The 22,563-nt window shown below is 70.6% G+C and carries 26 protein-coding genes and 3 pseudogenes; 13 read left to right on the forward strand and 16 right to left on the reverse strand.

All coding sequences use genetic code 11. The annotated features are described in order from the left end of the window. The first annotated feature begins 330 nt into the window (after positions 1-330). Positions 331-804, forward strand: a complete 474-nt coding sequence (locus EV284_RS20740) for a hypothetical protein (RefSeq protein ID WP_130336255.1) — start codon at positions 331-333, stop codon at positions 802-804. Between the two features lie 122 nt (positions 805-926). Here the strand turns inward: EV284_RS20740 and EV284_RS20745 are convergent, their stop codons facing one another. Beyond that, positions 927-1,478: a hypothetical protein gene (locus EV284_RS20745; protein WP_130336257.1), complete on the reverse strand. Its 552-nt coding sequence runs from the start codon at positions 1,476-1,478 to the stop codon at positions 927-929. Between the two features lie 374 nt (positions 1,479-1,852). On the opposite strand from EV284_RS20745, the gene EV284_RS20750 reads away from it, so the two are divergent. Beyond that, complete coding sequence (locus tag EV284_RS20750; protein WP_130336259.1) at positions 1,853-2,644, forward strand: hypothetical protein; 792 nt, start codon at positions 1,853-1,855, stop codon at positions 2,642-2,644. A 23-nt stretch (positions 2,645-2,667) separates the two neighbouring features. On the opposite strand, the gene EV284_RS20755 is transcribed toward EV284_RS20750, so the two are convergent. The 5 genes from EV284_RS20755 to EV284_RS33580 are packed head-to-tail and all read right to left on the reverse strand — an operon-like array spanning position 2,668 to position 6,205. Next, positions 2,668-4,044 (reverse strand): HAMP domain-containing sensor histidine kinase, encoded by a 1,377-nt coding sequence (locus tag EV284_RS20755; RefSeq protein ID WP_130336261.1) that lies wholly within the window; start codon positions 4,042-4,044, stop codon positions 2,668-2,670. After that, a complete protein-coding gene (locus tag EV284_RS20760) occupies positions 4,041-4,703 on the reverse strand; it encodes a response regulator transcription factor (RefSeq protein WP_130336263.1) in 663 nt (220 codons plus the stop codon). The genes EV284_RS20755 and EV284_RS20760 overlap by 4 nt, the downstream gene beginning before the upstream one ends. Next, entirely contained in the window at positions 4,657-5,472 is an 816-nt protein-coding gene (locus tag EV284_RS20765) for a phosphatase PAP2 family protein (RefSeq protein WP_130336265.1), read from the reverse strand. The genes EV284_RS20760 and EV284_RS20765 overlap by 47 nt, the downstream gene beginning before the upstream one ends. Then, positions 5,469-6,074 carry a phosphatase PAP2 family protein gene (locus EV284_RS20770; RefSeq protein WP_130336267.1) on the reverse strand — a complete coding sequence of 202 codons (606 nt, stop codon included), beginning with the start codon at positions 6,072-6,074 and terminating at the stop codon, positions 5,469-5,471. The genes EV284_RS20765 and EV284_RS20770 overlap by 4 nt, the downstream gene beginning before the upstream one ends. Next, on the reverse strand, positions 6,071-6,205 hold the full coding sequence (locus EV284_RS33580) for a hypothetical protein (RefSeq protein WP_278045845.1): 135 nt from the start codon (positions 6,203-6,205) through the stop codon (positions 6,071-6,073). The genes EV284_RS20770 and EV284_RS33580 overlap by 4 nt, the downstream gene beginning before the upstream one ends. A gap of 134 nt (positions 6,206-6,339) precedes the next feature. On the opposite strand from EV284_RS33580, the pseudogene EV284_RS20780 reads away from it, so the two are divergent. From EV284_RS20780 to EV284_RS20800, 5 genes and pseudogenes are all read left to right on the forward strand, one after another. After that, a pseudogene (locus tag EV284_RS20780) lies at positions 6,340-6,444 on the forward strand (BlaI/MecI/CopY family transcriptional regulator); the annotation flags it as partial. A 160-nt stretch (positions 6,445-6,604) separates the two neighbouring features. Next, positions 6,605-7,543: an ATP-binding cassette domain-containing protein gene (locus tag EV284_RS20785; RefSeq protein WP_130336269.1), complete on the forward strand. Its 939-nt coding sequence runs from the start codon at positions 6,605-6,607 to the stop codon at positions 7,541-7,543. Then, positions 7,540-8,379 (forward strand): ABC transporter permease, encoded by an 840-nt coding sequence (locus EV284_RS20790; protein ID WP_130336271.1) that lies wholly within the window; start codon positions 7,540-7,542, stop codon positions 8,377-8,379. Before EV284_RS20785 ends, EV284_RS20790 begins: the two co-directional genes overlap by 4 nt. 27 nt (positions 8,380-8,406) lie before the next feature. Next, a complete protein-coding gene (locus EV284_RS20795) occupies positions 8,407-9,684 on the forward strand; it encodes a sensor histidine kinase (protein WP_165425594.1) in 1,278 nt (425 codons plus the stop codon). Next, positions 9,681-10,349, forward strand: a complete 669-nt coding sequence (locus EV284_RS20800; RefSeq protein ID WP_130336275.1) for a response regulator transcription factor — start codon at positions 9,681-9,683, stop codon at positions 10,347-10,349. The genes EV284_RS20795 and EV284_RS20800 overlap by 4 nt, the downstream gene beginning before the upstream one ends. Positions 10,350-10,526: 177 nt before the next feature. Here the strand turns inward: EV284_RS20800 and EV284_RS20805 are convergent, their stop codons facing one another. Then, positions 10,527-11,561, reverse strand: coding sequence for a sodium-dependent transporter (locus EV284_RS20805; protein WP_130336277.1), 1,035 nt, complete (start codon positions 11,559-11,561; stop codon positions 10,527-10,529). 92 nt (positions 11,562-11,653) lie between these two features. Between EV284_RS20805 and EV284_RS20810 the strand changes: the two genes are divergently transcribed. Then, positions 11,654-12,493, forward strand: a complete 840-nt coding sequence (locus EV284_RS20810; protein ID WP_130336536.1) for a hypothetical protein — start codon at positions 11,654-11,656, stop codon at positions 12,491-12,493. 490 nt (positions 12,494-12,983) lie between these two features. On the opposite strand, the gene EV284_RS20815 is transcribed toward EV284_RS20810, so the two are convergent. The 3 genes from EV284_RS20815 to EV284_RS20825 form a co-directional block, all read right to left on the reverse strand. Continuing rightward, a complete protein-coding gene (locus tag EV284_RS20815) occupies positions 12,984-13,625 on the reverse strand; it encodes a hypothetical protein (RefSeq protein ID WP_242625767.1) in 642 nt (213 codons plus the stop codon). Positions 13,626-13,793: 168 nt separating this feature from the next. Continuing rightward, positions 13,794-14,255, reverse strand: coding sequence for a DUF5959 family protein (locus EV284_RS20820; RefSeq protein ID WP_130336281.1), 462 nt, complete (start codon positions 14,253-14,255; stop codon positions 13,794-13,796). Between the two features lie 87 nt (positions 14,256-14,342). Next, entirely contained in the window at positions 14,343-15,419 is a 1,077-nt protein-coding gene (locus EV284_RS20825; protein ID WP_130336283.1) for a hypothetical protein, read from the reverse strand. Positions 15,420-15,815: 396 nt separating this feature from the next. Between EV284_RS20825 and EV284_RS20830 the strand changes: the two genes are divergently transcribed. The 3 genes from EV284_RS20830 to EV284_RS20840 all read left to right on the forward strand — a co-directional run bounded on the left by EV284_RS20830 (position 15,816) and on the right by EV284_RS20840 (position 17,858). After that, a complete protein-coding gene (locus tag EV284_RS20830) occupies positions 15,816-16,217 on the forward strand; it encodes a hypothetical protein (protein WP_130336285.1) in 402 nt (133 codons plus the stop codon). A gap of 208 nt (positions 16,218-16,425) precedes the next feature. Next, entirely contained in the window at positions 16,426-16,665 is a 240-nt protein-coding gene (locus tag EV284_RS20835) for a hypothetical protein (RefSeq protein WP_130336287.1), read from the forward strand. A 299-nt stretch (positions 16,666-16,964) separates the two neighbouring features. Next, positions 16,965-17,858: a DUF1963 domain-containing protein gene (locus EV284_RS20840; RefSeq protein WP_130336289.1), complete on the forward strand. Its 894-nt coding sequence runs from the start codon at positions 16,965-16,967 to the stop codon at positions 17,856-17,858. Positions 17,859-17,874: 16 nt separating this feature from the next. On the opposite strand, the gene EV284_RS20845 is transcribed toward EV284_RS20840, so the two are convergent. Continuing rightward, positions 17,875-18,396 carry a transposase gene (locus EV284_RS20845; RefSeq protein ID WP_242625768.1) on the reverse strand — a complete coding sequence of 174 codons (522 nt, stop codon included), beginning with the start codon at positions 18,394-18,396 and terminating at the stop codon, positions 17,875-17,877. Then, positions 18,393-18,932, reverse strand: a complete 540-nt coding sequence (locus EV284_RS20850; protein WP_130336293.1) for a winged helix-turn-helix domain-containing protein — start codon at positions 18,930-18,932, stop codon at positions 18,393-18,395. Before EV284_RS20850 ends, EV284_RS20845 begins: the two co-directional genes overlap by 4 nt. Before the next feature lie 171 nt (positions 18,933-19,103). Between EV284_RS20850 and cpt the strand changes: the two genes are divergently transcribed. Then, positions 19,104-19,634, forward strand: a complete 531-nt coding sequence (gene cpt / locus EV284_RS20855) for a chloramphenicol phosphotransferase CPT (RefSeq protein ID WP_130336538.1) — start codon at positions 19,104-19,106, stop codon at positions 19,632-19,634. Here cpt and EV284_RS33690 read toward each other — a convergent pair. The 3 genes and pseudogenes from EV284_RS33690 to EV284_RS33700 form a co-directional block, all read right to left on the reverse strand. Further along, a pseudogene (locus EV284_RS33690) lies at positions 19,559-19,777 on the reverse strand (hypothetical protein); the annotation flags it as partial. The gene cpt and the pseudogene EV284_RS33690 overlap by 76 nt on opposite strands. Before the next feature lie 687 nt (positions 19,778-20,464). Next, entirely contained in the window at positions 20,465-20,824 is a 360-nt protein-coding gene (locus EV284_RS33695) for a hypothetical protein (protein WP_165425550.1), read from the reverse strand. A 233-nt stretch (positions 20,825-21,057) separates the two neighbouring features. Beyond that, positions 21,058-21,123: pseudogene (locus EV284_RS33700) on the reverse strand (hypothetical protein); the annotation flags it as partial. 386 nt (positions 21,124-21,509) lie between these two features. Between EV284_RS33700 and EV284_RS20875 the strand changes: the two are divergent. Next, a complete protein-coding gene (locus tag EV284_RS20875; RefSeq protein WP_130336295.1) occupies positions 21,510-22,190 on the forward strand; it encodes a hypothetical protein in 681 nt (226 codons plus the stop codon). Positions 22,191-22,288: 98 nt separating this feature from the next. Here EV284_RS20875 and EV284_RS20880 read toward each other — a convergent pair whose 3' ends face one another. After that, the gene (locus EV284_RS20880; RefSeq protein ID WP_130336297.1) at positions 22,289-22,513 is read right to left on the reverse strand and encodes a hypothetical protein; all 225 of its coding nucleotides are present in this window, start codon (positions 22,511-22,513) and stop codon (positions 22,289-22,291) included. Positions 22,514-22,563: the final 50 nt, after the last annotated feature.

The following is a 22,563-nucleotide window of genomic DNA, read 5'->3' on the forward strand; positions in this document are numbered from 1 at the left end:
ACCGCACCCGTGGGCAGAAGCGGGGAGCCCGGCCAGGCTGCTCTGCCCCATGGGACGAGAGGGCGCGAGGGGCGCGCGACGACATCCCGCCCGGCGAGGCGCGGGGTGAACTCGCGTCTCGCGCTGGCACGCTCGTGATTCCCAGGTTGGCCGGATAAGACGCCGACCCGGTATGCGCGGGTTGTCGTGTGATGAAGCTTTGGTCTCCCGTCCGCCGACGTCGTCCACCGGAATCACGTCAGTGAGCGGTCGCCCCTGCGCCCGCGCAGGAACCTGGGCGACGTCAAGTGAACGTGGACCGTAAGCTCGGGTGGGCGAAGGGCGGGTGCAGTGGACATCACGGTGCAATGGATCAAGACGTCATGGACGAAGCACTCGCGGGGCGGGGAGGCCGCCGCCCGCCGGAACGCGGCGCCGGTCGGCTTCTCATTGCCTCAGGTGCCCTCCGAGACTGCCCACTTCGTCCTGATGGCCGAGCGTGACGGCTTCGAGCCACGTTCGAGCCAGAAGGGCCGTCGCGAGGTCGGTGTCAGCCTGCGCGACGAAGGTGATCGGCTCCGAGTGCTCGCTCGTGTGGAGCCGCTCTTCGGTCTGCCGCCTCGGACGCGCAGGCCGCCGGCAGTGCGACTGCTTCCCGGGCAATGGGTGCGTTGGCAGTTGAACTACCGGTTCACCAGCGCCCTGGGCATCCGCGGGTGGTCGTACTGGCTCGACACGTTCAACATCGCTTACGGCCCCGTCGACCGGGATGTCTTCCTGTCGGAGCCGACCGTGCTCGTCGACGAGCGCGGGCCGGTGCGATAGAGCAGGCAACTGCCCCCAGCGCCGGCACTCGTGCGGAACTCACGACAAGAGCACCACCTGCCTGGTCACCGAAGCCGACGGCACCTGGAGCCGATACCGCTCGGCAGCGGTCGGGAGCATGCCTAGCGGGGCAGGCGGCCCACCACAGCCCGGAACCTCTCCCGCCCTGCCGTGACACTCGCGTCCCAGAGGCCTGAGGCGTCGCCGCGCACCGAGTAGGACTGGAGCCGATGTTCCTCGGGGAGGAAACCAGCACCCGCCACGTTCTGGTCGAGCATCCCCGTCGCGGTGAGCGCCGCGTGGCCGCAGGACACCGCGTCGTCAGCGTTTCCCGAGCCGTGGGCCAGGAGGGCATACCTCAGGCAGAGGGCAGCGAGGATGGCGTAGGTGTCGGCGACATCGGTGACCCCCTCCTCACGCGGCTGAAGATCCGGAAACCGCTCCAACTGACGCACGCGCTCGGCGGCGTCGGCGAGCGGCCGGTCGGCATGCCAGAGGTCGCGGACGGACTCCGCGTAGAAGTCCAGATCGGCTTCCCGCCCCGGCGCGCCCGCCCGCAGGCCCACGAACAGCGGCGCCATACGTTCGGCACAGGCGGCGGCATACAGGCGGACCGCCTCGGCACCTCCGTCATGAAGTGCCTCCGCGACGGCCCCTTCCACCAGCCTCTCCATGCCCCACCTTCATCCCGTTCGAACAGATCAACAGGCTACAGAGCGGGCTGAGGACCGCCCCTCGGCCATCGCAGTACGAACGGGCCGTGCCGGAGGTGCGGTCCGCGAGAAAGCCGCGCTCCACCGTTGCCGTGCACGGCCGGGCGTACGCCGTCGTCGCCCATCAGCAGGCGGCGTCGGTGGCGTTCAGCCGCCGGGCCGGTGCCGAAGACCGCCGATATCACCGGCCGCACGCTGCTGACCAGTGCATTCGCCTCTGTGCTCAGGTCGCGTTCAGGTTCGGAGGGGCCTTGGGCAACTCCCGTACCGGAAGCGCCAAAGCTCTGGCAAAAGGGTCTGGAGCGAGGGCTGAACACCATGTCAGGGTGCCTGCCATGTCGACTGATCACCTCACTCACCACCGGCCCACGGGCCACATCCGTCACGCGGCGAGCAAGGTGCCGGAGGTGACCGTCTACTTCTGGATCATCAAGGTGCTGACCACCGGGATGGGCGAGACGGCGTCCGACTTCCTGGCCCACCTGCTCGGCCCGATCCCCGCCGTCGGCCTGGGCGGCATCGCCCTGGCGGCCGCTCTGGTGCTGCAGTTCGCCGTCCGCCGGTACGTGGCCTGGATCTACTGGACGGCCATCGTCATGGTCAGCGTGTTCGGCACGATGGCCGCCGACGTCCTGCACGTCGGCCTGGGCGTGCCCTACACGCTCTCGACTCCGTTCTTCATGGTCGCGCTGGCCGCCGTCTTCGCACTCTGGCACCGCCGCGAGGGCACCCTGTCCATCCACAGCATCCATACCCGGCGCCGCGAGACCTTCTACTGGGCCGCCGTACTGGCCACGTTCGCGCTGGGTACCGCCGCGGGCGACCTCACCGCCTCGATCGGCCTCGGTTACCTGGGCTCCGCGGTCCTGTACGCCGCCGCGATCACCGTCCCGGCCGTCGCCCACCGGTGGGGGAGCCTGAACGCGGTGGCCGCGTTCTGGGCCGCGTACGTCATCACCCGCCCGCTCGGCGCCTCTGTCGCCGACTGGATGGCCGTCGGCCAGAACAGGGACGGACTCGGCCTGGGCCTGGGGCCGGTCACGCTGTACTGGACGGTGGCCATCCTCGGCTTCGTCGGCTACCTGGCCGTCTCCCGCAAGGACGTCCAGCGCGACATCGCGCCCTGACACACCGGTGCGGAGCGGCGTGGTCACCCGGCAGGCAGGCTGACCACGAACCGCGCCCCGGGAGCGTGTGCCGGGTCGTACGTCACCTCACCCCCGGCGGAGCGGGCCAGGCGTCGCGCCAGCGGCAGTCCCAGGCCCGCTCCGCCGTGTCCGTCGCCGGGATCCGCGCGCCGGCCGGGTTCGAAGAGCTGTCCGGCGAACGCGGGCGGTACGCCGGGCCCGTCGTCGATGACGTCGACGCGTACGCCGTCGGGTGCGCGGTAGGCGCGGACGGCGATCTCGGAGTGGGCGTACCGGCAGGCGTTGACCAGAAGCGGGCTGACGATGCGTTCGAGGAGGGCGGGTGGGACTCCGGCCTTCAGCGGCGGCCCGTCGTCGGCGACCGTCAGGTGACTCGACGCGTCGAGGACTTCGGTGAGGCGGTGCAGCGTGGGGAGGACCTCGGCGGTGCCTGGGGCGGTGAGTGTGCCGTCGCGGGCGTCGTCGAGGAGGGTGTCGCAGATGGTGCGCATGGACTGGGCGGCTTCCGCGATGACCTTGTGGGTGGCGTGGGTCTGGCCGGCGGTGCGGGGGTGGGCCCGCCACCAGTCGAGTTCGGCGATGATCCGGCTGAGGGGGGTGCGCAGCTCGTGTGAGAGCTCCCCGGTGAGCCGGCGCTCGTGGCGCAGGAGGGTGCGGATGCGATCGAGTATGGCGTCCAGCGAGGTGCCGAGGCGCGCGAGTTCGGCCGGGTGCCGCGTATGGCCGAAGCGTTCCGCGGAGGTGACGGCGCTCCATTGCGTGGCCTGGTCGGTCATCGTGCGGACCGGGCGCAGCGCGCGGCCCACGGCCAGCCGGGTCAGCGCGTAGGTGCAGGCGAGCATCACGACGTCCAACGTGAGCGATCCCAGGAGCAGGGTGTCGGCCGAACTCCGGTAGGGGGAGAGGTCGAGCGCGGTGATCACCATGGCCTCGCTGCCGTCCCCGGACACCGGCTGCGCGCACAGCCGGAGAGGGCCGTCCACGTCGGCGGTGACGCACCGCCGCCCGCCGCGCCCGGCGAGGGCGTCGGCGACGCGGGTGAGGCGGCCGGCGTTCGGGGGCTCTTCCAGCAGGCGTCCGCCGGCGTAGATCCACACGTTGGTGTCGAGGAGGGCGTCGTGGGACGTCTCCAGGACGCGCACGCTCGTGCCGGTGGTGTCGATCGTCGTGGCGACGGCGGCGGCGCGGGTGCGCAGTTCGTCGTCCGCCTGGTGCTGGAGACGGTGCTGGGTCACGGCGTTGAAGGCGACGGTGAGGACCAGCATCAGCAGCGCGGCCGTGGTGAGGGCCACCAGGGAGAGCCGGCCGCGCAGTGTGCGCGGCGCCAGACGGTGGAAGGCGGTCACAGCGGGTCGCGGCCGGTGGCGGTCCCCGCTCATGACAGCCGGTGGCCGATCCCACGGGCCGTGCCGATGGTCCGGTCGCTGCCCGCCTCGCGCAGCTTGCGTCGCAGGCGGGTCAGATACTGGTCGAGGGTGTTGTCGTGGACCCGGGCGCCCTCGGGCCAGGCCGCCCGGACCAGCTCGCGACGGCGCACAAGGTCGCCGGAAGCCGCCATGAGCGCCGCCAGGAGACGGAACTCGGTCGGTGTCAGGTCGACTCGGGTGCCCCGGACGCTGACCACGTGCCGTACCGCGTCCAGTGCCAGGTCCGCGGCCTGGGCGGCAGGCGGCGGTGCGGCCCGTTTCAGGGCTGCCCGCAGGCGGGCCGCCAGTTCGGTGAGGTGGAACGGCTTGGGCAGGTAGTCGTCGCCTCCGGCCGAGAACCCGGACAGCCGGTCGCTCAGCCGGTGGTGGGCGGTCAGGAAGATGACGGGGGAGAGGAATCCGTTCGCGCGCATCGCCTGGCACACGTCCCTCCCGTCGGCGTCGGGCAGCCCGATGTCGAGCACGGCCGCACCGACGTCGGCGGTGGCAAGCCGCAGGGCGGTGGCGCCGTCCGGCGCGGGCACGGGGTCGAAGCCCTCGTCGCGCAGTCCGCGCAACAGCACGTCACGCAGGGCGTGATCGTCCTCGACGACCAGGATCGTCTGGCGCATGGCCCTCCCCCCGCTCTGCTTTCGTGGCACGTCCGTCTGTGCCGGTGCCGTGTGCGTTCGGCCCTGCCGTGCCGTCTGTCGGTTCTGCCGCCCCGCGCGCCGTGTCCGTGTCCGTCGTACCGGGGGTCCACCGGCCGGGAAGCCAGCGGGCCACGGCGCTCAGACAGAAGCCGATCCACCCGAGGGCGAACAGCCAGCCGCCGACCACATCGGTGAACCAGTGCACTCCGAGGTAGACGCGGGTCAGGCCGACCGACGCGCCCCAGACGCCGATGACCAGGGTGAGCAGGGTCGTGCCGCGCGGGCCGCGCACCCGGACGGCGATGATCAACAGCCCCGCGGTGAGGGCCGCCGTGGTGGTGTGGCCTGAGGGGAACGCCCATCCCGAGGCATGCGTCGCCCAGTCCGTCAGGGGTGGGCGCGGTCGGGTGACGAGTGCCATCACCGCGTACCGCAGCGCTTGGCCCGTCCCGAGGCAGCCCAGACAGAGCGCGACGGCGAGCGCGCGCTGCCGCAGGGTGCGCCCCGCGACGAGCGCGGCCAGCACCGCCAGCGCGTACGGGACGACACCGGTCCCGGTGTCGGTCAGCCCGCGGGCGAGCGCCACCGCCACGCCGGGCCGGTGGCCGACGGACCACGACAGGAGGTCGGCGTCCGCGAACAGCGGTATGCCGTCGTGGCCCACCATGACCATGGCCAGCACGCCGAACGCCGTCCACGCTCCGAGCCCGCAGCTGCCGGCCAGTTCGGCGACCTCGTCGCGCTTCACGACGCCACCAGCAGCGGACGCAGACGGGTGGCCGAGAGCCGCAGCGCCGCGGCCTCCGCACACCTGCGCAGCGCAGCCATGGCGAGCAGGGCGGACACGGCGCCCACCGCGACGCCGGCCAGCACGTCGTGGGGGTAGTGCGCGCCCACCCAGACACGCGAGACGGCCATCGCGCAGGCGGCCACCACGGCGACCGCCCCGAGTCGGCGGGAGACGAACAGCAGGGCGACGGCCGCCGCCGCGGCGATGGCCGCGTGGTTGCTGGGGAAGGACCAGTCGCCGGGCGCCGGACACGCCTCCAGTGTGGCCACCCGCAGGCTCTGGCAGGGCCGGTCCTCGCGCACCAGCAGCTTCACCGCCGCGTTCACCCCGTAGGCCACGACCACGACGAAGGGCACGGCGAGTGCCGTCACGGACGCTGCGGCGCTCACCCGCCGGGCGCGCCACCAGCCGGCGGCCATGAGCACCGCGAAGAGGACGAGCCCGTACGCCGACCAGGCCGACACCGCGTCGTCCAGCCAGACGGGGGAGCGCCGGGCGACGTTCACCACGGCGGTGTAGGCCGAGCCGTCGATCGACGATCCGTCAAGAGCGATGATCATCCGCGTGCCCCCGGCCCGGCCTCGGCGAACAGCGCCACGCCGACGCCCGGCACGCCGGACGCGGTCAACGGCGGCCGCGCGTCGAGCGCGTCGACGGCGAGCCGCGACGACAGGTGCATGGCTGTGGTCATCGTCGGGGGCCCCTTCACCGTTCTTCTGGACTGCCGGAGGCGGCGGACGGTGTCGCGACGGCATCCGGCGACTGACTACAATCGTGTAGACGGTCTACTGCACTGTAGACGATGGTGGAGTGAGGAACGTTCCCATGACCGACGCCAGGGACGAGCGGCGCCCGGCCGGCGAGTTCGAGGCCGCCGTCATGGGCGCCCGATGGGCCGCCGGCGCCCCGTCCACGCCAGGGCGAGTGCGGGCCGACACGGAGACACCGCAGGTAGGCGTGTAGTACCGGGGTACCACCCGACCGCCGCGGTTCAGCCTCCCGGTACCACCGCATCCGGTGATCCAGCACCTAGCGTTGCCGGTGAGGTGCCCGAAGTGGCGCACGCCGAAGCCCGACAGGGAGAACGCGAATGATCGACGCACGGCGGTTGACCAAGCGGTACGGCGAGAAGACGGCCGTCGACGGGCTGGACTTCGTGGTGAAGCCCGGCACGGTGACGGGCTTCCTGGGGCCCAACGGCGCGGGCAAGTCCACGACCATGCGCATGATCGTCGGCCTGGACGCCCCGACCAGCGGCTCCGTCACCGTGAACGGCCACCCCTACGCCCGCCATCAGGCGCCGCTGCAGGAGGTCGGCGCCCTGCTGGAGGCGAAGTCGGTCCACCCGGGCCGCTCGGCGTACCAGCACTTGCGGGCGCTGGCGCTCACCCACGGCATTCCCGGCAGCCGGGTGGACGAGGTCATCGGCCTCGCCGGTCTCGACAGCGTGGCGAACAAGCGGGCCGGCGCCTTCTCCCTGGGGATGGGTCAGCGGCTGGGCATCGCGGCCGCGCTGCTGGGCGACCCGCAGACGGTGATGCTCGACGAGCCGGTCAACGGGCTCGACCCGGAAGGGGTGCTCTGGATCCGCAACCTCCTCAAAGGACTCGCCGACGAGGGTCGGACGGTGTTCGTGTCCTCCCACCTGATGAGCGAGATGGCCCTGGTGGCGGACCACCTGATCATCGTGGGGCGTGGCCGGCTGCTGGCCGACACCACCGTCGCGGACCTGGTCCGCGAGGCGGGCGGCGACACCGTGCAGGTCGCCACGCCGGACCCGGCGAGGCTGCGCGACGTGCTCGCCGGACCCGGCGTGGACGTCACCGGCCGGATCGGCTCCGAGGAACTCCAAGTGAGCGGCCTGACCGCCCGCGAGATCGGACTCAAGGCCGCCGAACACGGCATCGCGCTGTTCGAGCTGAGCTCGCGGACCGTGTCGCTGGAAGAGGCGTTCATGGACCTGACCCGGGATGCCGTGGAGTACCACGGCACCACGACCGCGATCGAGACGCTCGGGAGGCCCGCATGAGCACCCTCACGGAGACGGCCGAAGAACCCCGTACCGCCCCCGTCCGCCCCGCCTACCGGGTGACCGGACGGCGCGTGCTCGCCTCCGAGTGGGCCAAGCTGTGGTCCCTGCGCTCGACCTGGATCACCCTCGGCCTCGGCCTGCTGTTCCTGGTGGCCTTCGGGCTGATCGCCGCGACCCGCTACAAGTCCGAGATCGGCTCCACCCACATCGACCGGGACTTCGCCGCCTCGACGGCAGTCAGCCTGTCCCTCTTCGGTACGAACTTCGCCCAGCTCGCCCTCGGTGTGCTCGGCGTGCTGGTCACGGCGGGCGAGTACTCCACCGGGATGATCCGGTCCACGCTCGCGGCGGTGCCCCGCAGGCTGCCCGTGCTGTGGTCCAAGGCGGCCGTGTTCGGGCTGGTCGCCCTCGTCGTGGGGACGCTCGGCGCGTTCGTCGCCTTCCTGCTCGGCAGCGGAATCGTCTCCGGTACGCCCGCGGCCATGAGCCTGTCGCACGCGGGTGTCCCGCGCAGCCTGCTCGGCGCGGGCCTCTACCTCGGACTGGTCGGCGTGATCGGCGTCGCCTTGGGCGCGCTGCTGCGGTCGGTGGCCGGCGGGATCTCGGTGCTGGTGACCGCCCTGATGCTGATCCCAGGGCTGGTCTCACTGCTGCCCAGCTCGTGGCAGAGCGACATCAGCCCCTACCTGCCGTCCAACGCCGGTCAGTCGACGTTCGCGCTCACCCACGACTCGACGTCACTGTCGCCGGGCGCCGGGCTGCTGGTCTTCCTGTGCTGGACGGCGCTTGCGCTGGGCGGCGCGGCGTACCGGCTCACGCGCACCGACGTCTGACGCCCGCACCAGGAACAGGTGACGTCCGTGACAACCGATGACAGCAGCGGGATGGGACCGCTGGTCGCCCGACTGTCCCGGGGCGGCCAGCGGTTGCGGCAGGCCGACCGGACGCACCCGTGGGTGCTGGACACCGGGGTCGTGGCTCTGGTCTTCCTGGTGTTCTGCCTGCCCGACCTGCTGCGCGGCGCGGACGACGGCGACGGCCCGCGCCGCTTCCGGCTCGCCCTCACCGAGCTGCCCGTCGCGGGAATGCTGGCACTGCAGGCAGGACTGGTCCTGCCCCTGCTGTGGCGGCGACGCAGGCCCATGGCGGCCTTCGGCGTCATCGCCGCCGTGTTCGTCCTCCAGTGGTCCCTGGGCGAGGCGCTGCGCGCTGACGTCGCGCTCTTCGTCGCCCTCTACAGCCTGGCCCTGCACGGCCGGCTGCGGCAACTGCCGTGGGCCGGCGCGGTCATGGCGGGAGCCGTGCTGCTGGTCGCGGTCCGCGCGTCCTCGGTCGTGCCCGTCTGGGACGCGCTGTTCTTCCTGCTGAGCACGGCGACGGCGGCCCTCGCGCTCGGCCTCGTGGTGCGGATCCGCCGGGCCCAGCTCGCCGGACTGCGCGAGCGGGCCGCCCGGCTGGAAATCGAACGTGACCAGCGCAGCAGGCTGGCCACGGCCACCGAACGCACCCGGGTCGCACGCGAGATGCACGACATCGTCGGCCACAACCTGTCCGTCATCATCACGCTCGCCGACGCGGGCGCCTACGCCGCCGGCACGGCCCCCGAACGGGGCGAGGAGGCCCTGCGGCTCATCGGCGACACCGGCCGGCAGGCCCTCGGCGAGCTGCGGCGCGTGCTCGGCGTACTGCGCGAGACCGGGGACGGTCCGCCGGGCGGGCCCGAGCTCAGCCCGCAGCCCGGCATCGCGGACATCGGCACACTGTGCGCCACGGTCCGCGCCGCCGGCCTCGAGGTCGTCTACCGGACCTCCGGCGACGTCGAGGCCCTGGACGGAGGGGTCCAGCTGACGGTGTACCGCATCGTCCAGGAAGCCCTCACCAACACCATGAAGCACGCCGCCGACGACGCCCGGGTGCGCCTGGCGGTCGCCGTGACGGACACCCGGCTGAGCATCCGGGTCCAGGACACCGGCCCGGCCGCACGGCCGGGACCGCCGAACCAGGAAGGGCACGGGCTGGTGGGCATGCGGGAAAGGGCCGCTCTGTACGGAGGCACCGTCGGCGCGGGACCGGCGGACGGCGGAGGATGGAGCGTCGAGGCCGTCCTCGACCTCGCATCCCGGGGCGGTGACCGATGACCACCGTCCTCGTCGTGGACGACCAGCCGTTGCAACGCTACGGCTTCCACCTGCTGCTGGACTCCGTCCCCGAGACCGACGTCGTGGGGGAGGCCGCCCACGGTGCGGAGGCCGTCCGCAAGGCCGCCGAACTGCGCCCGGACGTCGTCCTGATGGACGTCCGCATGCCCGGCATGGACGGCATCGAGGCCGCCCGCCGCATCGTCGCCGGCGGCGGCCGCTCACGCGTCCTGGTACTCACAACGTTCGACCTCGACGAGTACGTCCACGCCGCGATCCGGGCCGGGGCCAGCGGTTTCCTCCTCAAGGACGCCCGCCCCGAGGAGCTCCTCGCGGGGATCCACGCCGTCGCCTCCGGTGACGCCGTGATCGCGCCCGCCCTCACCCGCCGCCTCCTGGACGAGTTCGCCCGGTACGTCCCCGCCCACCGGGGTGACGCCGCCGAGGACCCGAGGCTCGGCTCCCTCACCGACCGCGAGCGGGAGATCCTCGTCGCCGTCGGCAAGGGCTGGACCAACGGCGAGATCGCCGCCCGGTTCGTGCTCTCCGAGTCGACCGTCAAGACCCACGTCGGCCGCGTCCTGGCCAAGATCGGAGCCCGCGACCGCATCCAGGCCGTGATCTTCGCCTACGACCATGGCCTCGCCCGGCCCAACGCGGACTGACGCCGGCCAGCGGCGGTCGGGAGGCGGGCGGCCTGCTCGCTGCCGCCGCACCGCGGGGCCCGTCGAAAACCCGGGCGTCTCTCAGGGCGGCAGCCTCTCCCCGCCCGGCCGCCTGCACCCTGCCGGCCCTCGTACGCCGAGAGGAGTCCGGCTCCGGGGGCGGCCCCTGAGGACCGGTCAGGCGCCTGCCGCGAGGGGAGCCGGTCGCGGCCGGGCGACGATCCGGTTCGCGGCGGTCTTCTGCAGCACCCCGTAGGCGAGGACCGGCAGCAGGAGGTGCGGTTTGTCGGGCAGGGACGTGGTGATCAGCACCGCGCTCGCGCTGCTGTTGTTCATGCCGCAGGCGAGCGTCAGCGCCGAGGCGGTGCCCGCCTCCAGCCGCAGGAGATGGGCGGCGGCCCGGCCGAGGACGAAGGAGAGCAGGCAGACCAGGGCGGCCACGCCCAGGGCAGCAGCGAACAGCAGCGGGCGCGGCCGGGTGAGGACGGATCCGAGGGCGCCGCTGGCATTGACGTAGGTCAGGACCAGCGAACCGGCCATGGCCGCCGGCGCCACCGTCGTGACCAGGCGGCCCAGCCGGCGGGCGGGCAGGACGAGCGCGCCCAGCAGGCCCGCGGCGCAGGGAAGGACCACCGAGGTGAGCGCGACTCCACTCTCGGCCAGCCGCCCGGTGTCGGTGAGGGTGTGCGCGTAGCCGCCGCTGAGCAGCGGCGACAGCGTCGCCAGCAGCACGGGGGTGGTCAGCGGGCTGAGCAGGGTGGAGGCCAGGACGAGGCCCACCATCGTCGGTTGGTCTCCCTCGCCCTTGTCGGTCCACACGGTCGCCCCCGCGGCGACCGGCATCGCCACGACGAGGATCATCGCGGTCAGCAGTCCGCTGCCGCCGTCGGTGTCCGGGGTGCGCCGCAGCAGGAAGGCGACGAACGGCACGACCGCCAGCGGGATCGCCAGGTGCAGGACGAGGCCGGCGAGGAGGGCCTTCGGATGCCGCAGCAGGGTACCCAGCGCGCGGACAGGAACCTGGAGTCCGGCTGAGAAGAGCACGAGGGACAGCAGGAGCGGTGGGGTGTGCAGGGTCAGGTGCGAGGGGGGCAGGGGCCGGGGGTGGCGTAGCCACAGGCCGGGGGCGGGCAGGAGCAGCGCGAGGGCGTAGGAGAGGACGACGGCGCGGCCGAGCCGGTGCCGCAGCCAGGAAGCGGCGCGGGTGTGCATGGCCCCATGGTGATCAGGCCGGGCCCCGGCGGGCGGGGATGGCCACGCGGCAGTCAGGATACGTTCAGGTGACCGCTGGCAACGTCCTGCCCATGACCTATGAACTCTCCGAGACGCCCGAGGCCGAACCGGGCCCGAGTGCCTCCGCCCGCCCGTCCCACCGTCCGCGCTGGAACAAGGTCCCCGAGGTCACCGCCTACTTCTGGATCATCAAGGTCCTGTGCACGACGGTCGGCGAGACCGCTGCCGATCTGCTCAACGAGAAGGCCGGTCTGGGCCTGACCGGCGTGTCCGTGCTCATGAGCGCGCTGCTCGCGGTGGTCCTCGTCGTCCAGTTCCGCACCAGGGCGTACCGCGCGGGCGTGTACTGGCTCGCCGTCGCCCTCATCAGCGTCGTGGGCACACTGATCAGCGACAACCTGACCGACAACATAGGGGTGCCGCTGGAGACGACCACCGCCGTCTTCGCCGTCCTTCTCGCCGTCGCCTTCGTCGTCTGGTACCGGCGCGAGCGCACCCTCTCCATCCACAGCATCGACACCACCAGCCGCGAGGCGTACTACTGGCTCGCCGTACTGTTCACCTTCGCCCTGGGAACAGCGGGCGGTGATCTGGTCTCCGAGCGCATGGACCTGGGCTACTGGCTCGCGGCGGTCCTGTTCGCACTGGCCATCGCCGCCGTGGCGATCGCGCACTTCGCGCTCGGCCTGGACGCGGTGTGGAGCTTCTGGATCGCCTACATCCTCACCCGCCCGCTCGGGGCCTCGATAGGCGACTACCTGTCCCAGCCGACCGGCGACGGCGGCCTCGGGTTCGGCACCGTCGTCACCAGCGGGCTCTTCCTGGCCGTCATCCTCGGCCTGGTGGTGTACCTCGCCGTGACCCGCAAGGACGTCGCGGACCCCGCGGGGGTGACGCGGCAGGGGGCCTGAACGGCGGGAAAGGCTGTCGGGAACGGTTCAGGCGATACCCGGCACAGCCGGACACGGCGGCCCGCCCGCGCGGTCGGCCGTGTGCGGTGGGACGCCTGTCTACGTGGTTCCGTTGTCCGGTCGCTCGCCGTGGATGCGGTGGGTTCCGTCAGCCGGCCGGCGGCGGTGCCGTTCATCGGCGGTCTTCGGTGAGTCGTAATGTTCCGGCAGGTCACGCTTCGGGACATCGGGTCCGGGTCTGGATCCCGTGGGCCAGGGTGCGGTGGTCGTGCAACCGCCGCCCGGCCCCCCGGGGATGGCCGGGCGGTTCCAGTAAAGACCGGTCGGGACTCGTCAGATGCCTGCGGCCCGGGTCGATCCGGCGAGCGGCCGGTCGGAAGGCCGCATGATCCGCCCAGCGGAACCTGGTCGTGGATCGTTCCCAGGGTGCTGGTGGTGTCCGCCTGGCCGGGGTCGGGGACGCTGAGGTGAAGTCCCCTCCGTGCGGCGCTCAGAGTGCGGCGGAAGGTGTGTCCCCGTTCTGGGCTTGGCGGGCTCGTCTGGCAAGCATCGTGGCCAGATGCCGGGCGTTGTCCTCGGTGACGGCGTTTTTATTCTTGTCCGTGGAATCCGTCATCGTCCACAGCAGTGTCGTGCCGACCCGGGTCTGGGTGATGGTACCGGGCTCGCCGTAAAAGCCGGCGGAGCCGATCCGGGCGTCGCGTTGCTCGCCGATCGGGCCGAGGCTGAACGTTGTGGCCCGCTGCCCCGTCCTCCTGCCGTAGTAGGTCCAGAGCACGTCGTACGCCTCGCGCGCGGCCTGTCCGCTGTCGTAGGCGACGATAAGGAAGGTGGTGGCGGCGGCGCCGTCGTCGCGCCGGAAGACAGAGGTGGCGTAGAAGCGGGAGTTCTCGCAGCCCGCGTTGTCCTTGATGGGGCAGACCGCGGAACGGTAGAGCTTGTTCATCTTGACAGCCGCGGGCTGGGAGGAAGCCTTCCAGTCCGTCATGGCCCCGCCGTCCGGCAGCGTCTGTTGTACTTGTGCCTTCGTGAGTGCCACTGCTTTGCCGTTCCCCGTGTCGATCTGCGTACCACCGCTACAGCCGGCCAGCAACGCCGCAGCGATCGCGACGAACCATCGGACGTTTCTCATGAACACGCCACCACCCCTCCATTGGGGTGATCCTATGCGGATGGTTCATCACGAGGCGCTTCTCTCCGCCCGCACCACCCGGATCCGCTGGGAGGTCCGCGATGACATCCACCAAGCCTTCCTGGCACTGGCCTGCGCGGTCATCTGCTGACGCCGACTGGTCGCAGTTCAGCGCCGCCACACGTAAGTGCCCGGTGACGTCTGGAGGACCTCGCTCGGCCACTCCCGCCGCACCAGTTGGAGCAGTTTCCGCTGGTCGTCGATCCACCCATCCTCAAGGCACAAGGGAAGGAACACAGAGATGCTGGAGCGTGCCACGTCGTCAACGTGGACGGCGGGCGTCTCGTGTTCTTCGTTGAGAGCCTGGATCCGGATCTCAGGGCTGCGGTTGTCATCTATCCAGCGGACGTCACCGCCGGCGGCAAGCATGTCCAGGGCGTGTGACCAGCTGTCCAGGTCGTCCGGAGACAAGCCAAGGTCCAGCCGTCCGGTCACGAAACCACTCTCGATGAGCACCTCAGTGTCGAGCAGGTCGTGCAGTGGCAGCACTCCCGGCATCCGGCGGCCCAGCACACGCACTCGGAAGCTGTTGTCCCCATCCGAGAGATGGATCAGATCCAACGCACCCATACCCCTCACCCGTCAACCCTCACAGCCCGTCCTGTCGGCCGATCCCTGTCACTGCCACCGAGTTGTCCGGCCGTCAGACCCGGCAGCTCACTGGATCAGGTCGGTGTGCGGATGCTCGGGGGAGGCCGGGCAGACGTAGATCTGCATGCTGTCGGTACTGCCGACTTCGACCTTGGTCGGCTGCGACGGGCTCTGACCGCAGCAGTACCCGGCGGCCCTGGCGGCGGCTTGGTCTTCCTGAGGTGCCCAGCTGTGTCCCTCGCCGCCGTCCCATTCGCGGGAGGCGATGGTCAGCAGCGGGACCATCTGCACCTCACAGACAGTGCAGTACTGGGGGTAGGGGTCGGTGCGGCCCCACGGAGGCCAGCCGCCGACCTTCCAGCCGGGCGCGTCAGCCAGGTGGACGTCGTAGAAGTCCCGCGGGTACTCGGCGTAGGAGCTGTCCACGTCGGCGCCGGCCGCCTGCCATCTGTTCCAGTCCCCCACCATCAGCTGCATCTGCGGGCTCAGATCAAGGCTGTGGGGGTACTCGGTGATCGCTTCCGGTGCCAGCACGCACGGCTCCGGCAGATAGCCTTCGTAGTTCACCTCGTACGGTTCCGGCGGCGGGGCGAGGACGTCGACGACCTCGGCGGCGGACCGCCAGAACAGTGCGGTCGACGGCTTGTGATCCGGATCGTGGTCGTAGGGGCACCACAGAACCTGGAGCAGATCGGCCTCTCCGGGCGGTCGCAACAGGGGTATGTCGCGCAGATACAGTTGGGCCACGGGCAGCATGGGGACCGGGCAGTCCGCGGGCGCAGGGCCGGCGCCGAGCCGCTCCGCGAGCCTCGCGGCGTTCCGCTCCTTGAGTGCCGCCTCCTCGGGCGTCATGCCACCGCGACCGTGATCACCGTGCCACCGGACCCGCATGCGCCGGGTGAGACGCACGTCGTCCGGCGACTCGCGGAATCCGCTGTCCACGTGCAGGTGCGAGGCTTCGCAGTGCGGCCATGGCTGCTCATCCGCCGGCCACAGCAACGGCCCCCCGACAGAACTCTCTTGGACCGAGGGTGACCCGGGACGAGGGTGCAGACGGATCACAGCACGTGCCAAGGGCGCCAACTCGGGGAAGACACTGGTCACATCCACGGGCCGCCGCGGAGTCGTACGTACGAGAACCATGCAAGTGATCCTCTCACCAGCCACTGACAACCCCTGGCCGTCTCCACCAGCCTGAGTGACAACGCTGTTCAGCCGGTCAAGTCCGACGCACGCAGCCCCCGCCACACCGACAGCACGTCTGCCCATGTGACAACCATCGGGCTTCGGCAGCAGCAGTTTCAGACTGCCGCCGGGATCTTCGCGCTCGGTGGGCGCACCGAAGGCGTGAGCGCCCTGTTGGAGGCGGCGGAGGCACGAAGATGAGGGCGTCGGAGGTCGCCGCGGAGCTGGTCACGCCGATCGTCGAGTGGTTCGAGGACCGACGGGTCCGGTTGCCCTGCGGGTGTGAGAGTGTCTCGCTGCGCGGATCCGGTGGGGGCGCGCAGCCAGACGATTCGTCCAAGGAGAGTGCTTGCTGTGGATTCGGGTGTGCTGCCGGTGGGGGTGTGGTGGGCTGCCGCCGCGATAGCAGCGATCGTCTATCTGGCCGTGTACCCGCGGTTGATGCCGACGCAGAAGACGACACGGTCGGTCCTGGTGGGGCCCTTGATGATCGGTTTGCTGGTGGCGGTCTTCTACGCCAGGGACGGCAGCGACGCCCCGGCGTACCTGGGGGCGTTCACAGGGGCGATGATCGCTCTGCCGCTGGCCATCGCCGGTCAGCACAGGAGCCTGGTACCCCGGGTCGTCGCTCGGGAGGCGGGTGTGCCGAATGACGACCTGCCCTCCATTCCCGCGTCATTGAAGATCAGGATCATCGTCACTCTGCCGCTCATGACCTGCCTGGGGATCTGGCTGGGGATCCGGTTCGGCGGATGATCAGGCCGCGACACCGTGCAGCGTGAGGGGGGGAGGGAACCCGGTACCGGGTTCCCTCACGCTGTACGCGGCGTCAGTGCGAAGGTCAACCGACCGCGACCTTGTCCATCCGCACCGCCCGGCGGCCGTCCCCTCCAGCAAGGGACCCACTGCGGTGCTCGGCGGGTTGCCGGGCTCTTGGAGGGGATGCGGAGGCGGCTATCTGCGTATGACGCTGCGACACTCGTATGAGGACGGGGTGGCCCCGTTTGATCGCCGCCCCCACTGGTACTACCCCACCGAACTTGTCTTGTTCGGGGCGCTGCTCGCGCAGACCGCCGACGCGGGCGAGGCGAACAGGTTCGGCGACGCGGACTGGCTGGGCCGCGCGGTCGAACTGCTCGCATGGCAAAGGCCTCGGACGGCCCATCAGATACAGGAGCTGGTGGCCGAGACCCGCGCGGTGTGACTTGCAGCCGCCGGCGACATGCCGTCGCGTGCCACCAGGCCGCGCGACCCCCCGGCTGCCTCAACCGCATTCGGTGACAACGGTGTTCAGCAATTCAGGTCCATCGCGTGCAACCCGGTCACGGCGTCAGCTACTGAACTTGAACTCGTGATGTCGGGTGTTGTCAGGGCCGACCGCGCGCTGTCCCGTGACCGAGAACGGGGCCTGCTGCTGGATCCGACGGACCGTGCGGCTACTCTCAGCCCACCGCGGCCTCGGCCGTGGCCAAGCCAACGCTTTGGTCTGTGAGGAGCACTCCGATGGCTCGCACCACCCCGCCACGTCCGCTCGATGTCGAGACGCTGATCCCTGAGGTGGCCAGCTATCGGAAGACGGCCGTTCGCCTGCATCCGCGCCTCGGCGATCCGAGCGCGCGGGAAAGCTCGCTCGGCGGACCCGTGCTCTGGCCGCTCTCGGAGCCCTGGCCCCATTGCGAGGACGACCACCCGCGCACGGCGTTCTCCCCTCCCGCCCAGGGACCGATCCCGCTCGTCCCGGTCCTCCAGCTCTTCGCGGCCGACGTGCCTGACCTGGCCTTCCCCAGCGCCACTGATCTGCTGCAGGTGCTGTGGTGCCCCTTCGATCACGAGGACGGTTACGTTCCCCGCCCTGAGATCTATTGGCGAGACGGCTCCCTGAGCGACCTGCAGCCGGCCAACCGACCCCGCCCGACCGGCGCTGACAACGACTACCTTCCGGACCCGTGCGTCCTGCACCCTGAGCGTGTCACCGACTACCCCAACTGGGACCTCCCGGACGAGGTCGCCGACGCGCTCGAAGCCAGGTTCGAACAGCTGGAGGAGGAAACCGGCTGGTCTTACTGGTCCCACCTCTCCGTGTCGGACGGCGTCAAGGTCGGCGGGTATCCGACGTGGACGCAGGAGCCCAACTGGCCGACGTGCCCGACATGCCGTGTGCGCATGGAGCATCTCCTGACGATCAGCAGCAACGAGTTCGATGGCGAGAGTTGGCGCACGTGGCTGCCCATCGAGGACACCCCGGCCATGGGAACCATCTGGGACCTTCCATACGAACAACGCACCGAGATCCAATGCCCCCCTGGGCTCATGCTCGGCGACATGGGCGGCATCTACCTGTTCGAATGCACCAGCTGCTCCGACAGGCCCTTCGCCTACCGCTCAGATTGTTCTTGACTGCGCGCTGCTTCGATCAAAGGGCCATACCGGTGCCCGCGAGGCAACCGTCGATCACTTCGGGGCGGTACTGCAGCATCTTGAGCTTGCGCTTCACGGCCCGGGTGATCTGACCGAGGTCGGCCGCGGCGAGATTGCCGATGTCGCGCTTGACCAGCGACCACACACCTTCCTGCGGGTTGAGGTCCGGGGCATAGGTGGGCAGCTGGAACACGGTGAGACACTCGGCGTTCGCGGCGATGAACTCCCGCATGCCAGCCGTCAGGTGCAGGCGGACGTTGTCCCAGACCAGCACGATCGGGCCACCGAGTTGGATACGGGCGCGGACGATCAGGGCGCGGAACTCGCGCCAGCCGAAGCCCTTCGGCTCGTCCCTGCGGCCCCGGTACTCGCGAATCGCGTAGATCAGCCGGGACCGCTCGCCCGGCTTGTAGCAGGCCATGCCCGCCATCGACACCCGCCCGGAGCCCCGTCCCCTCACCCTCACGACCGGGGTCTGGCCGATCCGGCCCCAGGTCCTGGCACGCGGCGGAGTCATCGACTGCCCGGCCTCGTCCTCGAAGAGGATCCAGGCCCCGCGCTCCGCCGCGGTGCTCTTACCCGCGGCCAGGTCTCCTTCCTCCACACCTCGACCGCGTCGTCATCGCGCTCGATCGCCCGCCGGGCGGGCTGCTGCCAGCTCCAGCGGCGCCGCTTCAGCAGCCGCCAGGTGCCCTCGACCGTGTAGGAGACATGGAACAGTCGGCCGATCAGCGTCTTGATCCGTGCCAGCGTCCACCGCTGGTCCGCCCAGCCGTGAGCCAGCGGACCGCGCTCCAACTCACGCTCCAGCCTAACGATCTGAACTTCACTGAGCCGAGGTCTTCCCGGAGACCCCTTCGACAGGACTCCTGCCTCGCCAAGCTCGCGCCAGGCCCGGCGCCACCGCTTCACCGATCGCACGCTGACACCCAGGGCAGTCGCAATCTCCGCGTTCTTCCGCCCGCCCTCGAAACGTTCCACGGCCTGGAGCCGTAACCGCTCCCGCGTGGTTCTCTCTGCGTCGGTCAGCCCGCCGCCCTGCGCGTACCTCACACCCCAGGGCTACCGGTGCAGACAACCAGCTGTCAGCCGAACGGCACCGACATCACCCAATCAAGTTCAGTAGTGCTCTGACCGTGAAGGTTCACCGGGTCGGGGTGGGCGGGCCGCGTTCGCGGAGATCCGTTTCGAGTGTTGCTGCGCTGCCTCTACTGTGGCGCGGTGATGACTGAGGTGATCGTTCTCAACGGTGGTTCCAGCTCGGGGAAATCAGGGATCGCCCGGTGTCTGCAGGCGGTCCTGCCGGATCCGTGCCTGGCTCTCGGGACGGACACGCTGGTCGACGCGATGCCGGCGTCCCTGCAGGCGTCGGACGCGGGGATCGAGTTCGCTCCGGACGGACAGGTGATCGTCGGCCCGGAGTTCCGGGCGCTGGAAGCGGCATGGATCGAGGGGGTCGCCGCGATGGCCCGTGCGGGTGCCCGGGTCATCGTCGATGAGGTCTTCCTCGGCGGAGCGGACTCGCAGAAGCGATGGCAGAAGGCTCTGGGTGAACTGCGGGTGCTGTGGGTCGGCGTCCGGTGTGACAGTGCGGTGGCCGCAGGCCGTGAGGTCGCACGAGGTGACCGGGTCATCGGAATGGCGGCCTCCCAGGCGGACGTGGTCCACCGGGGTATGGCCTATGACCTGGAGGTGGACACCACGCATGCCGAGTCGATGGAGTGCGCACGGACCATTGCCGCACATGTCAGCTGATCGGCAGCCCGGTCGTCCGCCGTGATGACCGCGGCGCCCGGACGCTCACGCTGCTGCGGCCAGGGGGCGTCCTCCCATCGGATGCCCTTCTCGCTGCGGATCCGGGCGCGTTCGCGGCGTTGGGCTGCCGGCACGTCGGGGTGGTGATGAGTGCGGGAGAACAACTGGTCAACCGTAGGGACGAGTACGGCAAGTTTTGATCTGGACGCGCTTTGGAAAGACTGAGGATGGCCGCTCGCCAGGGGCCTGACTCAGGCCCCGGTGGAGGCGTCGGCTGCCCTCACTCGGCAGTCCGAGCACCTCCCGGACCTCCTCGCAACGAACAGATGCCGATAGACCGTCACCTTGCGCCGAGGGATGCCACAGAGCGTCGCCTCATCCGCCAGGGCGTGCTCCAGGAGTGAGCCGTCTGTTTCCAGGCATGCCGCGAAGCTCGTTGGAGCGAGTCCGAACGCGAATCTGAAGGACCGGAGGCGGTGACCGAGCTGCGGCATGGCCAGCAGCCTCGCACGTGGTCCGATCAATGTGAAGTCAAGGACACAGGACCTGGGTCCTTTCTTCCGGATCAGGCCGGCTCGGGCCGACGGCGCCATCCTGGCAGAAGGAGCCACCAGGCGGTGTCCATGAAGAGCCCGGGGATCACGGACTGGGGCGCTCGCGCGGCGGGTTCACCACCAAACTGCACCTGGCCGTCGAGCGGGGGGAGTGGCTGTGACCTCCACAGCCACGCGCTGGGATCCTCGTTCCTTGCCGCAGGAAGATCGCTGCTGCAGAGGACGCATACGAAGCCGTCGTCTTCCGCCTCTTGTGTGATGTGACCGCGTTCCCCCTCAGCTCGGCGTCACGGCGGCCAGGTACGCGGTGACGGCGGCTGCGTCCCGGGTGCGCAGTCCGACGTGTCCGTCCGGGCGGACCAGGATGAGTTCGTCGTCGTGAGCCTGATACGCCGACCGTGCCGTGGCGTGCGGGTCGAGCAGGCCGGAGCCGATCGCGTAGGCAGTGACCGCGGCGGCCTCGGGCAGTGGGCCGACGCCGCACCGGTAGAGCGTCCAGTCGCCGCCGCGTTGCAGTTCGAACAGGCGCACCGGATGCCCGTCGGGCCGGGAGCAGAGCGCGTGGGGGCTGCGGTCGCCCGAGTGCGGGCCGGCGCCGTCCCAGGGCGGGAAATGCCGCCCGATGGTTCTCCACACCGGAATCCCTCTCGTTCTGGACCCTCGTCGAAAGCTCGGCCGCGCTGCGCGGCTACGCCTCCGGCATGCAGGCGCGGCACGAGCAGGCCCTCGTCTCCGCCATCGCCCATGGCGATCTCCTGGACCAGGGCGTTGAGCTTCTGTCCGTTGGAGAGCGGGTCCTCGCCCCGGACGAACTGCTGGGCCTGGCGCATCCAGGCCCGTCCGTCGGGGCCGGTGTAGAGCGTCATGAGCCGATCGTCCTGGGCCATGAGCTGGGCGTACTGCGGGTGGTAGGGCTTGTAGAGGTCGCTGTCGATGTCGGCGAAGCCGCCCGGGGGCCGAGCTGTTCGGCCACCAGCTGGGCCACCCGCGTCTTGCCCGCGCCCGGCTGCCCGAGTAGGAAGACCGCGGTGGCCGGGTCCTGCGGCGTGGGGCCGGTCAGCTGCTCGGGAACGATGTCGGCGGCGAAGATGCGGCGGTTCTCCTCAGCGGGCAGCTGGTAGCGGGTGGCGTCGTCCTGGGTCACGCGTCGTGCTCCGTGAGCCTGACGCGTCTCGCCTCGCATAACGTGCCATATCCGAGGCGATAAACCGGGCATGCGCATAGTGCCGTCAAGGATTCTTGACGAGGGGACGATGATCGTGGGATTGTCCTCGGCGTCAAGAATCCTTGGCGTTCTGGTGTGAGGGGGCTCATGGGCTGGGTGACCAAGGATGGACGCCATGAGGGGTATGCCGTGGCCGTGCTCGCCGACGGGCGGGACGCCATCGCTGAGGACAACCCTGCCTCAGGCAACTCGGCATGGTGGTGCTTCGACGGCAAGGACGGCAGGCCTCTTGCCGTCGGCGTGCGGGCCGGATGCGACTGCTACGCCGTCAACGACTCCCGCGTCCTGACGACCTGGCGCGGCAGCACTGTCTACCCGGTCGTCTTCGGCGACTGGGAGGCGACCGAGGGGCCCGGCAAGGAGGGCAGTCCGTACGCCGAGTGGGAGAACGTCCACGTCGCCCCCGCCGAGCGCGCCGCAGTGCCCGACGACGTCACCGAGTTGCTGGCCGAGGTGCGTGAGCGCCTGGCCGTGCTCGCCGAGGAGCGCCCGCTCGCCGCGCTGGCCGCGGTCGCCCGACTGGAGGCCGTCACGGGGGCCGCCGGCATCATCGCCGCGGCCGCTGCCCAGCAGCGCGGTTCCTCCTGGACGGACATCGGCAAGGCCGTGGGCACCACCAAGCAGGCCGCCCACCAGCGCTTCGCCCGCCGCCTGAAGTCCCAGGCCACCGCGCTTGACGGGACGGCGACCCGCGCGGGAACGCCGCAGACGCAGACGGACCTGCTCGGCCAGCAGCGCGCCCCCGTTCCGGGCCACGGATCGGAGCCGACCCGATGAGCCCGACCGTACGCACCGCGCAGAAGTGCGCCGCCGCGCCCCAGGTGCGGGTGCGACGGCGCAGGATCCAACCGGCCGTGTTCGGCGAGGAGTTGCGGTCAGATCAGGTGCAGCGTGCTGAACACCCCGAACAGGCCGAAGAAGGTGACCCCGGCGCCGCCCGCGCCGAGGAACAGCGCCGGGTAGAAGCCGAATTCGAAGCCGACCGGCTTGGGCTTCTGGGAGCCGTAGAAGCCTACGAGGAAGACCACCAGGGCGGCCAAGGTGGCGACCGTGATCCATGCGGCGTTGGACGAGTTGGCGGAAGCGGCGAGCAGGAACACGGGGACCCCCCGAGGTCGGACCGTAGTACTGGACGAGTTTTCTCGTTTGG

This window comes from Streptomyces sp. BK022 (assembly GCF_004217355.1).
Classification (GTDB): domain Bacteria; phylum Actinomycetota; class Actinomycetes; order Streptomycetales; family Streptomycetaceae; genus Streptomyces; species Streptomyces griseoluteus.

Bases quoted from the DNA above. Each gene is read 5' to 3' on its own strand.
- EV284_RS20770 (WP_130336267.1), bottom strand. From the start codon at position 6,074: ATGATCATCGCTCTTGACGGATCGTCGATCGACGGCTCGGCCTACACC.
- EV284_RS20815 (WP_242625767.1), bottom strand. From the start codon at position 13,625: ATGAGAAACGTCCGATGGTTCGTCGCGATCGCTGCGGCGTTGCTGGCC.
- EV284_RS20825 (WP_130336283.1), bottom strand. From the start codon at position 15,419: ATGGTTCTCGTACGTACGACTCCGCGGCGGCCCGTGGATGTGACCAGT.
- EV284_RS20755 (WP_130336261.1), bottom strand. From the start codon at position 4,044: ATGAGCGGGGACCGCCACCGGCCGCGACCCGCTGTGACCGCCTTCCAC.
- EV284_RS20745 (WP_130336257.1), bottom strand. From the start codon at position 1,478: ATGGAGAGGCTGGTGGAAGGGGCCGTCGCGGAGGCACTTCATGACGGA.
- EV284_RS20845 (WP_242625768.1), bottom strand. From the start codon at position 18,396: ATGACTCCGCCGCGTGCCAGGACCTGGGGCCGGATCGGCCAGACCCCG.
- EV284_RS20840 (WP_130336289.1), top strand. From the start codon at position 16,965: ATGGCTCGCACCACCCCGCCACGTCCGCTCGATGTCGAGACGCTGATC.
- EV284_RS20810 (WP_130336536.1), top strand. From the start codon at position 11,654: ATGACCTATGAACTCTCCGAGACGCCCGAGGCCGAACCGGGCCCGAGT.
- EV284_RS20820 (WP_130336281.1), bottom strand. From the start codon at position 14,255: ATGGGTGCGTTGGATCTGATCCATCTCTCGGATGGGGACAACAGCTTC.
- EV284_RS20760 (WP_130336263.1), bottom strand. From the start codon at position 4,703: ATGCGCCAGACGATCCTGGTCGTCGAGGACGATCACGCCCTGCGTGAC.
- EV284_RS20750 (WP_130336259.1), top strand. From the start codon at position 1,853: ATGTCGACTGATCACCTCACTCACCACCGGCCCACGGGCCACATCCGT.
- EV284_RS20805 (WP_130336277.1), bottom strand. From the start codon at position 11,561: ATGCACACCCGCGCCGCTTCCTGGCTGCGGCACCGGCTCGGCCGCGCC.
- EV284_RS20785 (WP_130336269.1), top strand. From the start codon at position 6,605: ATGATCGACGCACGGCGGTTGACCAAGCGGTACGGCGAGAAGACGGCC.
- EV284_RS20800 (WP_130336275.1), top strand. From the start codon at position 9,681: ATGACCACCGTCCTCGTCGTGGACGACCAGCCGTTGCAACGCTACGGC.
- EV284_RS20835 (WP_130336287.1), top strand. From the start codon at position 16,426: ATGACGCTGCGACACTCGTATGAGGACGGGGTGGCCCCGTTTGATCGC.
- EV284_RS20790 (WP_130336271.1), top strand. From the start codon at position 7,540: ATGAGCACCCTCACGGAGACGGCCGAAGAACCCCGTACCGCCCCCGTC.
- cpt (WP_130336538.1), top strand. From the start codon at position 19,104: ATGACTGAGGTGATCGTTCTCAACGGTGGTTCCAGCTCGGGGAAATCA.
- EV284_RS33580 (WP_278045845.1), bottom strand. From the start codon at position 6,205: ATGACCACAGCCATGCACCTGTCGTCGCGGCTCGCCGTCGACGCGCTC.